The organism is Arthrobacter sp. TmT3-37 (assembly GCF_054510835.1).
Genome location: NZ_JBTNDU010000013.1, coordinates 69,721 through 82,896, shown reverse-complemented (window position 1 = coordinate 82,896; position 13,176 = coordinate 69,721). Strand labels below are relative to the sequence as shown.

The window sequence follows — 13,176 nt, the reverse complement described above, 5'->3', positions numbered from 1 at the left end:
GTCAGTAGGTGGTGAGAAGTTCCAGTCCTCGGGGCTCCGTGGCCGCCCCGTCGCAGATCACTGCGTGGCAGCGCGGCCCCAGCCGGCGAACCTCGCCAGGGTCCGCTGCGCGGGCCGTGGCGCCGCCTCGTGGTGGTCGGCGATCCCGCCGCGTGCCAGGTTGGTGACGCGGACGGCTTCCGAGACGACGTCGCCGAGCTCGCCCCCCCCCCCGCATCAGGGCCGCGCGTTGCCGCCTCGCACCGGTTCCGCGGGCGAGGAGCTGGCGCAGCAGGGACTCGGCGATCTCGGCGTCGCCCTGGTCCAGCAGTGCAGGCCTGACGTGGCGCAGGAGCGCGGACGCGACGAAGCCGGCCTCCTGCGGCTTCCCCTCGACGGGGTGCAGCAGCTTGCCGTCCATGCCGAACCGCCCCGCCCGCCAGGACGCCATCCGGAGGGTGGCCGTCGGTACGGGCATCGGCGGCATGCCGGCACGCCACTCCCGCGCCGCGGTCTCGACGAGCCCGCGGGTCAGGAGTGCCAGAAGCACGGCATCGTCCGAGTACAGGCACACGTCGCTGACCCGTACCTCCACGGTGGGGTGGTGGTGGCTCAGCCGGGCGTCGAAGTAGATCTGTCCCAGGTCCACCGGCACGGCCGTGTCGAGCAGCCCGGCCACCGTCTCGTGGTAGCGCTCGGCCGTACCGAAGACGTCGCACGGGCCCGTCATCGGCCAGCGGCTCCAGGCCTGCGACCGGTAGCTCGCGTACCCGGTGTCCGTGCCGTTCCAGAAGGGCGAGTTGCCCGACAGCGCGAGCAGCACCGGGAGCCAGGCGCGGATGCGGTCCAGCACCGCAACCCCCTCGTCGTCGTCCTCGACGCTGACATGGACATGGCAGCCGCACGTCAGCTGCTCGCTCGCGGTCAGCGCGAACCGGTCCTGCATCTCCTCGTACCTGGTGCCGGGAGTGGCGATCGGGTGGGCGGGCTGGGGCGACGTCGCGAGGGCCGCCACCCGCGCACCGACCCTCCGGGCGGTCTCGTCGGCGAGGGCCCGACACCGGGCGATGTCCATGGCGAGGTCGTTGACGTCGGCGTGTGGTCGGGTCCCCGTCTCGATCTGTTCCTGCTTGATCTCACAGGTGAGGCGGTCGTCCAGGCACTGGCCGAAGGCCTCCTGGCCCAGCGATACGGGAGACCCCGTCTCAGCGTCCACGAGGAGGAACTCCTCCTCCACGCCGACGGTCCTCACGACTCCGCCCCGGGCGCGTGTGTGATCGTTGCCTGTGCCCGCTGCGGTGCGGATCGGACAGGGGTAGCCATGGTGAACTCCTGAGCAGAAGGATCGACAGGCCGCTGCTCAACCAAGATGTCGTCCGTCAACGGTAGGACGGTCGGCGATCGCCGCACAAATGACGGACGTCCTCCATCGGCGGTTGCATTTCGGGCCGTCATGGGGTCATCGCCTAGGCTGGGAGCGACGACGGCGTCCTGTCGGCGCACGTTCCGCTCCCCGTCCGCGAGGGAGCCCGGCGACCGATCCCTCCCGACCTCCGATCCCCGCCGCTAGGACAACAGATGAGTACCTCCGCCGCTCCCGCGCCCACGCTCCCGCGCCCCACCGGCCGTCGCTTCGCGCTGGCCATCGGTGCCCTCGCCGTCGGCGGCTTCGCCATCGGCACCACCGAGTTCACGATCATGGGTCTGCTCGAGGAGATGCGGGCCGACCTCGGTGTGGACTATGCGCAGGGCGGGCACGTCATCTCCGCCTATGCGCTCGGGGTCGTGGTGGGGGCACCCGTCCTCGCGACGCTCGGGGCCAAGAAGCCCCAGCGCTCCGTCGCGCTGGCGCTCATGCTGGTTCTCACGCTCGCCAACCTCTCGTCCTTCTTCGCGTCGGGCTTCGGCTGGATGCTGGCCTCCCGGTTCCTGTCCGGCCTGCCGCACGGGGCCTACTTCGGGGTGGCTGCCGTGATCGCAGCCTCCCTGGCGGATCCGGCGCACCGCGGGCGTGCGATCTCGATGGTGATGCTCGGACTCAGCATCGCGAACGTCGTCGGCGTCCCGTTCGCCACCTGGCTGGGCCAGCAAGCCGGCTGGCGGTCCATGTTCCTGCTCGTGGGACTGATCGGCGTCGCGACCCTCGCCCTGATCCGCGCCTTCGTGCCGATGGTCCCGGTCCGGGCCGGTGCGAGCATCCGCGCCGAGCTGGGCGCGCTGCGCCGCCCGCAGCTCTGGATGACGCTGCTGATCGGGATCGTGGGCTTCGGCGGGTTCTTCGCCGTCTACTCGTACATCTCGCCCATCATGACGGAGGTCGCGGGCGTGGAGGCGTCGCTCCTGCCCGTCGTCGTCGCGCTCTACGGTGTGGGCATGGTCGTCGGGAACATCGCGGGCGGACGCCTCGCGGACAGGTCGATCATGGGCAGCATCTACGGCGTCATGATCGCGATCACGGCGGTGCTCGTGCTGTTCCCGCTCGCGGCATCGGAGCCCTGGACGGCGTGCCTCTTCGTCTTCCTGGTGGGGGCGAGCGGCTCGACGCTCATCCCTCCCCTGCAGGCCCGCCTGCTCGACGTCTCACCCGGGGCACCCTCCCTCGCGTCCTCGATGAACCACTCGGCCCTGAACATCGCCAACGCACTGGGCGCGGCCGTGGGCGGTGCGGTGATCGCCGCGGGATGGGGTTTCACGGCGCCGGCCCTGGTGGGCGCCGCCCTCGCGGTCCTCGGCCTCGCCGTGGCGCTCGTCAGCGGCCGGATGGACCGCCGCAGCGACGACGCCGACGGGACGCGCCGTGGCGGCCGGACCGGCGCCGAACGGTCCGGCAGGGAACGATCAGGAGGACCGCTGCGCGCGGGCTGAGGCGTACAGACACACCGTCGCAGCCGTGCCCACGTTGAGGGACTCGGCGCTCCCGTAGATCGGCACGGCGATGCGCGCGTCGGCGGCGGCGGTCACCTCGGCGGGAAGCCCCTGCGCCTCGTTGCCGAAGAGCCACGCCCCCGCGTCCTCCAGGCGGACGGACCCGCCGACGGCCGGTGCGCGACCGACCGTTCGGTGGTCGGACGACGTTGATCCCTCGGATCCTGCCCCGAACCGCCGCGCCGCGCTGGCGTCCTGCAGGTCGTCCAGACTCACGGCACCGTAGCCGTCCGCTGCCAGCACCGTCATCCCCGCCTCGCGGAGCCGGTCGGTCAGTCCATCGAGCTCCGCCCCGATGACGAGGGGAAGGTGGAACAGGGAGCCAACGGTGGATCTCACCGTCTTGGGGTTGTACGGGTCGACGCTGGCGCCCGTCAGGATCACGGCGTCCGCTCCCGCGGAGTCCGCCGCCCGGATGATGGTGCCCGCGTTCCCGGGATCGCGGACCTCCACCAGCACGGCGACGAGGCGGGGCTTCGTCGCGAGCACGTCCTCGAGGGGCGTGTCGACGAATCGGCAGACCGCGACGAAGCCCTGCGGGGTCACGGTCGAGGCCATCGCTGCGAGCACATCGGGGGTCGTGCGCCGGAGGGACGGCGCCCCGTCCCGGCCGAACAGTTCGGCGACATCGGGGTGCCGCTCGAGGGCCTCCACCGTCGCGTACGCCTCGACGACCACGCCGCCCCCGTCGTCGTCGCGCCTTTCGAGATGCAGCCGCAGCGCTTCGCGGACGGCCTGCGGGCCCTCGGCCAGGAACTCGCGGCGCCGGAGACGCGACGGACGCCCGGCCAGGCGTGCCACCTCCTTCACCCGGTCAGCCTGGGTGTTGGTCATCAGTGGCGCCTGGGGGCGTCCGTCTGCAGTCATCGTGTACCGGAGTGCGGGCCGTGCGGCCCGCAGCATCCGATGGACCTAGGCCGAAGCCTTGAGCGGAGCCGACGTGTCGGCCGGCAGGGCGTTCTTGGCGATCTGGACGAGCGCCGCGAAAGCAGCGCCGTCGGTGACGGCGAGGTCCGCGAGCATCCGGCGGTCGACCTGGATCTCGGCGGCCTTGAGGCCCTGGATCAGGCGGTTGTAGGTCAGGCCGTTGGCGCGGGATGCAGCGTTGATGCGCTGGATCCAGAGGCGACGGAAGTCGCCCTTGCGCTTGCGGCGGTCACCGTAGCTGTAGACGAACGAGTGGAGCAGCTGCTCCTTCGCCTTGCGGTACAGGCGCGAACGCTGTCCACGGTAACCCTTGGCGCGCTCGAGGATGACCCGACGCTTCTTGTGGGCATTGACTGCCCGCTTCACACGTGCCACGTGCGTACTCCTTTTGTTCTTCTTCGGTCACGGCCGCAGCCGCAGCGCCGCACTGATCGGTGCGTACGCTTTCCCGAGGGATGGATTGGTGGTTAGACGCCCAGCATCTTCTTGATGACCTTGGTGTCGGCCTTCGAGACGATCTGGTCGCTCGCGAGGCGGCGCGTCACGGTCGAGGACTTGTGCTCGAGGTAGTGGCGGCGGTTGGCCTGCTGGCGCTTGAGCTTGCCGCTGCCGGTCAGCTTGAAGCGCTTCTTGGCGCCACTGTGGGTCTTCATCTTCGGCATGGGAACCGATCTCCTTCTGATAGCCGGGGCGGGTGCACCCGGAGGTCGGCACCCGTCAGGTGCCTCTGGTTGTCGAACGTGTCCGGAGGGACAGGGCGGACCTAGTCCGTGCTTCCGGGCTTGGGACGGCTGGTCGGGCTCTGGGGCGCCGTCCTGCCGGCAGGCTTGGGGGTCGCCGACGGCTTCGGCGCTCCCGGCTTCGGCATGGCCGACGGCTTGGCAGCCACTGACGGCTTCGGTGCCGCTGCGGCCGGCTTGGGCGCAGGAGCTGCCTCGGGCCGAGGGGCCGGTGCTGCTGCAGCGGGCCTCGGCGCAGGAGCCGCCGATCGCGACGCCGCTGGCCGCTCGGCGGGACGCGACGTCGACCGCGGGGCCGACGACGTCCGGACCGGAGCGGCCTTCGGTGCCGCAGCAGCCGTCGGCGCGGCCGAAGGCGCAGCAGCCGGGGCGGCCTCCGGTGCACCTGCCGGCGCAACGGCCGATGCGGGGGCTTCCTGGACGGGAGCCTCCGGAGCGGCGGCCTCGGGCTCGCTCGTGATCGAGTAGCCCTCGGGCAGCAGGTCCGCGAGGGACTGCGTCAGGGGCGCCGTGCTCGCACGCGAGGTATCGACACGCTTGGTGTCGCCACCTGTCTTCGCTGCTTCGTTGGCAGCCTTGGCCTCCGCACGCTGGGTCTCCCGGCGTGCCTCCGCCTTGGCTTCGGCCTTGTTCTTCGTGGGACCGATGACCATGACCATGTTGCGGCCGTCGATGCGCGGCGACGACTCGACGACGCCGACCTCGGCGACATCCTCCGCGAACTTCTGGAGCAGGCGGATGCCCATCTCGGGACGCTGCTGCTCACGGCCGCGGAACTGGATCATGGCCTTGACCTTGTCACCGGCTCCGAGGAAGCGCATCGCGTGTCCGCGCTTGGTCTCGTAGTCGTGCGTGTCGATCTTGAGGCGGAACCGGATCTCCTTGAGGACCGTGTTGGTCTGGTTCTTCCGCGCCTCGCGCGCCTTGACGGCCGCTTCGTACTTGTACTTACCAAAATCCATGAGCTTGGCCACCGGAGGCTTCGCCTGCGGTGCTACCTCGACAAGATCCAGGTCGGACTCGGCGGCAAGTCGGAGCGCGTCCTCGATACGGACGATTCCTACCTGTTCGCCGGCAGGTCCGACCAACCGCACCTCGGGAACGCGGATACGATCGTTGATTCTTGGCTCGCTAATGTGTGACTCCTGTGGATTCTCAAACCGGAACCGCGTGCGAACGAAAGAAGGCCTCCCATTGCATGCGCAATCGAAGGCCTCGTCAACCGGTTCTGGATGGTCGGCGGAAGCGCGAGCTTCCCGCCCGCACATCGGCAGGACCGACCAGGTGACCCGGCTACCTGCAATGCGACGGGAGGTCGCACCAGGCAAACGCGGGTGGGAGAGGACTCCGCTTGCATCCCGACCGCTTCCCCGCATGCCCTGTGAGGAGCACGACGAGTACCTGCGACCGGTTGGTCTATGCCAAGCTTACCAGTATGAACACCCCACACGACAATCCGCAGCACTCCTCCGATGCCGGGGCGCCACCTGCCTCCCGCCGCAGCTTCGCGGAGGAGCAGGAACACGCCGCCGGCCCCTCCGATGCGGAGCAGGACGTCCGCCGGCAGATGCGGGACATCTCCGAGGTGGCGGCCGTGGAGGTCATCGTGACGTCGGCGGTACACCTCATGAGTGCGGCCGCCGTGAAGTGCGGCCTCGGCCACGAGGAGAACGCCGAGCAGCTGAAGGACCTCGACGAGGCGCGCAAGCTCATCACGGCCCTGGCCGGCTTCGTCACGGCGGCGGCACCGGAGATCGGCTCACAGCACGCCGGACCGCTGCGCGACGGCCTGCGTTCCCTGCAGCTCGCCTTCCGCGAGGCGTCGATCATCCCCGACCCGCCGGGGCAGGGTCCCGGCGAGAAGTACACGGGCCCCGTCAACTGATCCCCCGGCCGTTCCGGGGATGATCCTGAACGAGCCGCACCGGCCGGTGCGGTTCGTTCGCGTTTCAGACGTGCGCGCGGCCCGACGCGACCCGGGAGACCAGGCGGGACGGCCGGGGCCGCGGGACCGCAGCTCCCCTGCCGGGGGCGCAACGGACCGGCGCGGCGGCGGACGTCAGCGCGAGCGACCGGCCGCCTGGGGCGACTCCGCCGTCGCCGGTCGCTGCCCGAGGTTCCGTGCGGCGAAGCCCGCCGCACCGATGAGCGCCGAGACGACGCCCACCGCGGTGAAGCCGCCCCAGGGTCCCGTGGCGTCGATCAGCACACCGGCCACGGGAGCGCCGAGCGCGACACCCGAGGTCAGCGCCGAGCCGTACCAGCCCATCGCCTCGCCCCTCCGGTCCTCGGGGACGAGATCGGCGACCTTCTCCGACGCCGCCGAGAGCACCGGAGCGCAGAGCAGGCCCGCGGGGATCGACAGCAGGGCCAGGGACAGGGTGCTGTCGGCGAAAGCCATCGGCAGCGTCAGCAGCGCCATGCCGAGCAGGAGGAGCGACGGCGGGACGGGCCGGTGCAGCGCCCCGTAGAGGAGACCGCCCACCACGGACGCAGCACACCACGCCACGAAGACGAGGCCGAGCTGCCCCTCGTTGCCGGCGTGCTCGAGTGCAGCGACGATGCCGACCTCCGAGCCGGACAGCACGAGTCCCGCTCCCGCCGCGATGACCATGACCACCACCAGCGGAACCGTCAGCCAGGGGAAGGCGCGCCGAACTCCCCGGCGGAGCAGCGACGGACGCCGTTCCCCCTGGTGCACGGCGTCGTGGGAGCCGATGAGGTCCGCTGCGGCCTCGCCGATCCCGGCCGGCGCCGCTGCCGACACGGTGACGGCATCAGGGAGTTGCTCCGAGCGCGTCGGCGGGTTGAACCACATCAGGAACAGCCCGGCGGAGGCCGTGGCGAGTCCGACGAGCGTCAGGCCGAGCACGGTGGAGATTTGCGTCGCCAGGACGACACCCACCGCCGGCCCGGCCATGAAGATGACTTCGGTCGAGATCGCGTCGAGCGTGAACGCCGTGCGCCGCCGGTCGCCGTCCACGAGGACGCCCAGCGCCTGGCGGATGACCGAGAACGCCGGAAGGGTGAACAGGCCTCCGACCAGCGCGGCGACCAGCAGCCAGTGGTAGGGCAGGTGCGGGGCGACGGACCAGATGGCCGCTTCCGCGACGATGGACGGGACGAGCGCCCGGCGCAGCCCCGCGCTGTCGATCCGCCGTCCGCGCCACGGGGCGCCGACGGCTATCCCGATGGTCACGACGGCCGCGACGGCCCCGGCCTCGGCGTAGCCGCGGTCCAGGGTCTGCACCACGTGCAGCGTCAGCAGGACCCCTGCCGCGGAGTGCGGGAAGCGGGCGATCATCCCGACGATCAGCAGGGTCCGGACGGACCGGATGCGCAGCAGGTCCCGGTATACGGCGAAGTTCACGAGCTGTCCTTCTCCGCCGACGGCTCCGTCAGCGGGTGAGTTTGATGTCGAGCGAGTCGACGCGATCCACGAATTCGGTGAGTGCGAGGAGCCTCGTACGGAAGGACGACACGACGTCCCGTACCCCCTGCGGAGTCAGTCCCGCGCGGAGCTGGAGGTCCATGCGCAATTCGGGACCCGGTCCCCCACCGGACGCAATGCTACCGTCGGCAGCCCGCGTGAGGACGCCTCCACCGGGCCTGAGCCGCACGGACAGGACATCCTCCTGCACGCGCGCCGCCCCCTCGACGAGTGCGGCCAGCTCCTGGTCCTCGTAGGACGGGGTCCAGCCGGTCTGCCGGGCGAGTGCCCAGACCGCAGGACGCCGGAGGACGAAAGTCACGTCGGCACCCGGGTCGAGCACCAGCAGTTCGGCCTGCTCTGCCGCGGCGGCGAGGGCGGCCCGCGCCGCGTAGGCGGCCACGGGCCGGGCGTCCGGGTGCCACCGTTCCAGCGCCCGGCTGGAGGAGAACACCGGCAGGGCCTTCCGCCCGTCCGGCGCGGTGAGCGTGACGAGCGCCATGTCCGCTTCCTTGTCGGCCCGGAGGCCGGAGGCGGCGTCCCCTTCCGCGCCGAGCTGGGCCACGATGGGGATGAACACCCGTGCCGTCGTCAGTGCGGCGAAGACGGCCCGTTCACCCCGTCCCGGCCGGTCGGACGTCTCCAGGAGTCCGGCCACCGCGGCGGCGAGCCGCGCGTCGGCCGCGCCGTCGTCGTCGTCGAACGCGTGCAGCGGATTGTCGGGTCCCGACAGGTCCCGCCCGGCCCACGGCCGTCCCGCGGAGTCGGCGGTGTTGCCGGCCAGCGCGGCGGCGATGTGCGCGGGCAGCTGCCTGCCGGTCACGCGTCCGCGGCGGGCAGCCCTGCCACGTCCAGGGCCTGGGGCAGGGTGAAGGCTCCGGCGTAGAGGGCCTTGCCCACGATCGCGCCCTCGAGTCCCTGCGGCACGAGCTCGCGGAGGGCTGCGATGTCGTCGAGGCTGGAGATACCGCCCGAGGCGACGACGGGACGTGTCGTCTTCGCGAGGACCTCCCTGAGGAGTTCGATGTTGGGGCCCCTGAGGGTCCCGTCCTTCGTCACGTCGGTCACGACGTACCGCGCGCACCCGGCATCCTCGAGGCGCTGCAGGACCTCCCACAGGTCTCCGCCCTCCTGCGTCCAGCCGCGGGCGGCCAGCGTGGTGCCGCGGACGTCCAGGCCGACGGCGACGGCGTCCCCGTAGCGGGCGATGGCCAGCTCGGTCCACTCGGGGTTCTCGAGCGCGGCCGTGCCGAGGTTTACACGCGTGGCACCCAGTTCCAGTGCGGCGTCCAGCGATTCGTCGTCGCGGATGCCCCCCGAGAGCTCCACCTTGATGTCCAGGTGCTTCACGACACGCTCGAGCAGCTCCCGGTTCGAGCCGCGCCCGAAGGCCGCGTCCAGGTCCACGAGGTGCACCCACTCGGCGCCGTCCTCCTGCCAGGCGAGCGCCGCGTCGAGCGGGTCCCCGTAGCTGGTCTCGCTGCCCGCCTCGCCCTGCACCAGGCGGACGGCCTGGCCGTCCGCGACGTCGACGGCGGGGAGGAGTTCGAGCGTGGGTGATTCGGAGAAGGGGCTCATCGTCTGCTTGGCTGCTTTCGTACGCGCGGCGCGGGCCGCTGGGTCGGGACGGTCGGTCTGGACAGGGTGCTGCGGCTAGTCGCCGGGCAGGGTGAACAGGTAGGCGGCGAGCAGCGAGAGCCCCGCCAGCACCAGGAAGGCGATCCACACCCAGCGCGGGAACTCCTGGCTCCGGAGGGAGTAGGCACCTCCGATGAGGACGCCGGCGGCTCCCATGAGCACGAGGCTCAGCACCGGCTCACCGCAGGCTCTCGATCCAGTTGCGCAGGAGCTGGGCGCCCGCGTCACCGGACTTCTCCGGGTGGAACTGCGTGGCGCTGAGGGGCCCGTTCTCGACGGCCGCGATGAAGCGCCCGCCGTGGTCGGACCAGGTGACCTGCGGCGGCCTCATGGCGGGCTGGTTGACGTCGAAGGACCAGTCCTGGACGCCGTACGAGTGCACGAAGTAGAACCGCTCGTCGGCGATGCCGTCGAACAGGACGGTGTCCTCCGGTGCGTCCACCGTGTTCCAGCCCATGTGCGGCACGACGTCCGCCTTCAGCCGTTCCACGGTCCCCGGCCATTCGCCCATGCCCGGCGTCCGCACACCGTGTTCGACTCCTTCGTCGAAGAGCACCTGGAGGCCCACGCAGATGCCGAGGACGGGACGCCCGCCCGCGACGCGGCGGCCGATCATCCGCAGGGCGTCGACATCCTTGAGTCCCTTCATCACGGCCGCGAACGCGCCGACGCCCGGCACGAGCAGTCCGGACGCGTTCAGGACGTCGTCCGGCTCGGCGCTCAGCACCACCTCGGCGCCGACGTGCTCGAGGGCGCGGACGACGGAGCGGACATTGCCCGACCCGTAGTCGAGCACGGTGACGGTGCGCGCGGTCATAGCGCCCCCTTCGTGGACGGGATGCCCTCGACGCGGGGGTCGGGTTCGACGGCTGCACGCAGCGCCCGGGCCAGGGCCTTGAACTGGGCCTCGACGATGTGGTGCGGATCGCGGCCCGCGAGGACGGTCACGTGGAGGCAGATCTGGGCGTGCAGCGCGATCGCTTCGAGGACGTGGCGCGTGAGGGATCCGGTGAAGTGCCCGCCGATGAGGTGGTACTCCTGCCCGGCGGGTTCTCCCCCGTGCACCAGGAAGGGCCGTCCGGAGATGTCGACGACGGCGTTGGCGAGGGCCTCGTCCAGCGGCACCGTGGCCTCGCCGAAACGGCGGATGCCCGCCTTCGTGCCCAGGGCCTGACGGAGGCCCTCGCCGATCGCGATCGCCGTGTCCTCGACCGTGTGGTGGACGTCGATGTGGGTGTCACCGGAGGACCTGATGGTGAGGTCGATCAGGGAGTGCTTCGACAGGGCGGTGAGCATGTGGTCGTAGAACGGCACGGTGGTGTCGATCGAGGACACGCCCGTGCCGTCGAGGTCGAGTTCCACGAGCACGCTGGACTCACTCGTGACGCGCTCGATGCGGGCCGTACGGCCGCTGGCGGCATCAACTGTCATTGCATTCCTTCTGTGCGCCGGCGGTCGGCCGGGCGCTGATCGGCAGTGGTCGGGAGGGCTGGTGGCGCGGGGCCGGGAGGATGCGGCGCTCCGAACCCTTCAAGTCTAGGAGGACCGGGCCGGGCGGGGCGCCGCGGTACCGGCTACAGCAGCTTCTTCAACGCTGTGAGGAACACCGTGGTCTCCCGCTCTGTTCCGGCGGTGACGCGCAGGGAGCCGGGAATGCCGACGTCGCGGATGAGCACGCCTGCGTCCCGCAGGCCCTCCCAGACCCGGTGGGGATCCTCGAGGCCCGAGAAGAGGACGAAATTGGCGTCCGACGGAGCCGGCGAGAGCCCGAGGTCCTCGAGTTCCCGCACGATGCGGTCGCGCTGCACCTTGATGGCCTCGACATTGGACAGCAGCGTCTCTGCGTGGGTGAGTGCGGCGTTGGCCGCCGCCTGCGTGATGGCCGACAGGTGGTACGGAAGGCGGACCAGCCGGAGGGCGTCGGTGACCTCCGGGGCGGCGGCGAGGTACCCCAGCCGCGCCCCCGCCAGGGCGAAGGCCTTGCTCATGGTGCGCGAGACCAGCAGGCGCGGTCGGCCGGGGAGCAGCGTGAGCGCGCTCGGTGTCCCCTGCTGGGCGAACTCGCCGTACGCCTCGTCCACGATGATGATGGCCCGCGCGTCCTCGCCGGCCTCGTACGCGGCCTCGACGACGTCGAGCCCCAGTGCCGTGCCGGTGGGGTTGTTGGGAGAGCACAGGAAGACGACGTTCGCACCCGAGGACCGGATGGCGCGGGCTGTCGCGTCCGGCGTCATCGAATAGGCGGACCCGCGCTCGGCGGTGATGTAGCGGGTTCCCGTCCCGCTGGCGAGCAGCGGGTACATCGAGTACGTCGGCGGGAAGCCGATCGCCGTGCGTCCCGGCCCGCCGAAGGCCTGGAGGACCTGCTGCAGGACCTCGTTCGACCCGTTGGCCGCCCAGAGATGCTCGGGCGTCAGCCCGTGCCCGATGTAGTCGGCGAGGTTCTTCCGCAGCTCGGTGAACTCGCGGTCCGGGTACCGGTTCAGGCCCGTGGTGGCTTCGGCGACGGCCTGGACGATGGCTGCATGCACGTCCGCCGGTACACCGTGGGTGTTCTCGTTGACGTTCAGCAGGATCGGCACATCGAGCTGCGGTGCACCGTAGGGGTGCAGCCCGACGAGGTCATCGCGCAGGGGGAGGTTTGCCAGGGCATCGACGGAGGAGGGCACCGTTCAAGTTTAAGCGATGGCGGCCCTCGCAGCGAATGCTGCGCGTCAGGTGCCTGGACCGGCCCTGCCCGGCAGGGCGGGAACCGATGCGGGACCGGGGGCTAGCCCTCGGCCGGTATGGAGATACTCTGGCCGGCCTGGACGACGGACGAGCGGAGATTGTTGAGCTCTACCATCTCCGTGACGACGTCGCGCGGGTCGCGATCGGGGGCGTACCGCACGGCGAGGTCCCACAGGGTCTCGCCCGCGGCCACGTTGACGTCGACGACGGACGAGGAGACGGGAGCCGATTCCCCGGCCTGGGCCTGCGAGGTCAGGAAGGCCCCGAGGAGGATCAGGGCGGCGACGCCCAGCGCGATCGGCAGGCCAACGAGGAGCAACCGCCCCCGCCGGGTGAGGGTCAGCGGGCGCTCCGGTTCCCGCGGCGAGTGCTGGTGCTCCCCCGCCGACGTGGAAGCCGACGTGGAAGCCGGCGCGGGAGTCGAAGGAGCCGCGACGAGCCGGAGGTGGACCCCCGGCCGGGCGGGTGCCAGTGCCAACGCCGTACTGCCCTGCGGTGCTGGTGCCTCTGTCATCGGCCTACCTCTTTCCCTTCGAATGTTCCGTGTGGAAACGCAGCGTGTTTCGAACACACGTTCTAATTCAGCTGCGCTTATTTCTAGCATCTACGGACGATGCTTGTCGAGACTCGCTCGAACATATGTTTGAAAACCGCCCCGGACTGGCCTAGCGTGAACAGCACGGTCTATCACCGGCGTGTCCTGCTCCTGAGCCGCAGGCCTGCCGGTGATGGTCCCAAGACAACCATCCGCCACTGACAGAAACGGCTCCCACTGCGCGGGAGCCGCACGGCGGACACGACGGGATG

15 protein-coding genes are annotated in these 13,176 nt (G+C 70.9%); 2 read left to right on the top strand and 13 right to left on the bottom strand.

Annotated elements, in window-relative coordinates; genetic code table 11:
* Position 1: 1 nt before the first annotated feature.
* Positions 2-1,216 (bottom strand): glutamate--cysteine ligase, encoded by a 1,215-nt coding sequence (locus ACX80U_RS14785; protein WP_459268971.1) that lies wholly within the window; start codon positions 1,214-1,216, stop codon positions 2-4.
* Positions 1,217-1,557: 341 nt separating this feature from the next.
* Here ACX80U_RS14785 and ACX80U_RS14780 point away from each other — a divergent pair, with 341 nt between their 5' ends.
* Positions 1,558-2,844, top strand: a complete 1,287-nt coding sequence (locus ACX80U_RS14780; RefSeq protein ID WP_459268970.1) for an MFS transporter — start codon at positions 1,558-1,560, stop codon at positions 2,842-2,844.
* On the opposite strand, the gene ACX80U_RS14775 is transcribed toward ACX80U_RS14780, so the two are convergent.
* The 4 genes from ACX80U_RS14775 to infC all read right to left on the bottom strand — a co-directional run bounded on the left by ACX80U_RS14775 (position 2,818) and on the right by infC (position 5,665).
* Positions 2,818-3,771, bottom strand: coding sequence for a TrmH family RNA methyltransferase (locus ACX80U_RS14775; RefSeq protein ID WP_133082242.1), 954 nt, complete (start codon positions 3,769-3,771; stop codon positions 2,818-2,820). The two genes, ACX80U_RS14780 and ACX80U_RS14775, sit on opposite strands and share 27 nt — an antisense overlap.
* Positions 3,772-3,816: 45 nt before the next feature.
* Entirely contained in the window at positions 3,817-4,206 is a 390-nt protein-coding gene (gene rplT, locus ACX80U_RS14770; protein ID WP_055772447.1) for a 50S ribosomal protein L20, read from the bottom strand.
* 92 nt (positions 4,207-4,298) lie between these two features.
* The gene (rpmI, locus tag ACX80U_RS14765) at positions 4,299-4,493 is read right to left on the bottom strand and encodes a 50S ribosomal protein L35 (RefSeq protein WP_133082241.1); all 195 of its coding nucleotides are present in this window, start codon (positions 4,491-4,493) and stop codon (positions 4,299-4,301) included.
* A gap of 101 nt (positions 4,494-4,594) precedes the next feature.
* Positions 4,595-5,665, bottom strand: a complete 1,071-nt coding sequence (gene infC / locus ACX80U_RS14760; RefSeq protein WP_244186187.1) for a translation initiation factor IF-3 — start codon at positions 5,663-5,665, stop codon at positions 4,595-4,597.
* Between the two features lie 341 nt (positions 5,666-6,006).
* Between infC and ACX80U_RS14755 the strand changes: the two genes are divergently transcribed.
* Complete coding sequence (locus tag ACX80U_RS14755; protein ID WP_208740837.1) at positions 6,007-6,456, top strand: DUF1844 domain-containing protein; 450 nt, start codon at positions 6,007-6,009, stop codon at positions 6,454-6,456.
* A 174-nt stretch (positions 6,457-6,630) separates the two neighbouring features.
* Here ACX80U_RS14755 and ACX80U_RS14750 read toward each other — a convergent pair whose 3' ends face one another.
* The 8 genes from ACX80U_RS14750 to ACX80U_RS14715 form a co-directional block, all read right to left on the bottom strand.
* The gene (locus ACX80U_RS14750) at positions 6,631-7,941 is read right to left on the bottom strand and encodes an MFS transporter (RefSeq protein ID WP_459268969.1); all 1,311 of its coding nucleotides are present in this window, start codon (positions 7,939-7,941) and stop codon (positions 6,631-6,633) included.
* Positions 7,942-7,969: 28 nt separating this feature from the next.
* Positions 7,970-8,824, bottom strand: coding sequence for an SseB family protein (locus tag ACX80U_RS14745; RefSeq protein WP_459268968.1), 855 nt, complete (start codon positions 8,822-8,824; stop codon positions 7,970-7,972).
* On the bottom strand, positions 8,821-9,579 hold the full coding sequence (gene priA / locus ACX80U_RS14740; protein ID WP_133082236.1) for a bifunctional 1-(5-phosphoribosyl)-5-((5-phosphoribosylamino)methylideneamino)imidazole-4-carboxamide isomerase/phosphoribosylanthranilate isomerase PriA: 759 nt from the start codon (positions 9,577-9,579) through the stop codon (positions 8,821-8,823). Before priA ends, ACX80U_RS14745 begins: the two co-directional genes overlap by 4 nt.
* A gap of 75 nt (positions 9,580-9,654) precedes the next feature.
* Entirely contained in the window at positions 9,655-9,813 is a 159-nt protein-coding gene (locus tag ACX80U_RS14735) for a hypothetical protein (protein ID WP_208740834.1), read from the bottom strand.
* Between the two features lie 4 nt (positions 9,814-9,817).
* Positions 9,818-10,456: an imidazole glycerol phosphate synthase subunit HisH gene (gene hisH, locus ACX80U_RS14730; protein ID WP_459268967.1), complete on the bottom strand. Its 639-nt coding sequence runs from the start codon at positions 10,454-10,456 to the stop codon at positions 9,818-9,820.
* Positions 10,453-11,070 (bottom strand): imidazoleglycerol-phosphate dehydratase HisB, encoded by a 618-nt coding sequence (gene hisB, locus ACX80U_RS14725; RefSeq protein WP_459268966.1) that lies wholly within the window; start codon positions 11,068-11,070, stop codon positions 10,453-10,455. The genes hisH and hisB overlap by 4 nt, the downstream gene beginning before the upstream one ends.
* 143 nt (positions 11,071-11,213) lie before the next feature.
* A complete protein-coding gene (locus ACX80U_RS14720) occupies positions 11,214-12,308 on the bottom strand; it encodes a histidinol-phosphate transaminase (RefSeq protein WP_459268965.1) in 1,095 nt (364 codons plus the stop codon).
* A 101-nt stretch (positions 12,309-12,409) separates the two neighbouring features.
* On the bottom strand, positions 12,410-12,883 hold the full coding sequence (locus ACX80U_RS14715) for a LysM peptidoglycan-binding domain-containing protein (protein ID WP_459268964.1): 474 nt from the start codon (positions 12,881-12,883) through the stop codon (positions 12,410-12,412).
* Between the last annotated feature and the right edge of the window lie 293 nt (positions 12,884-13,176).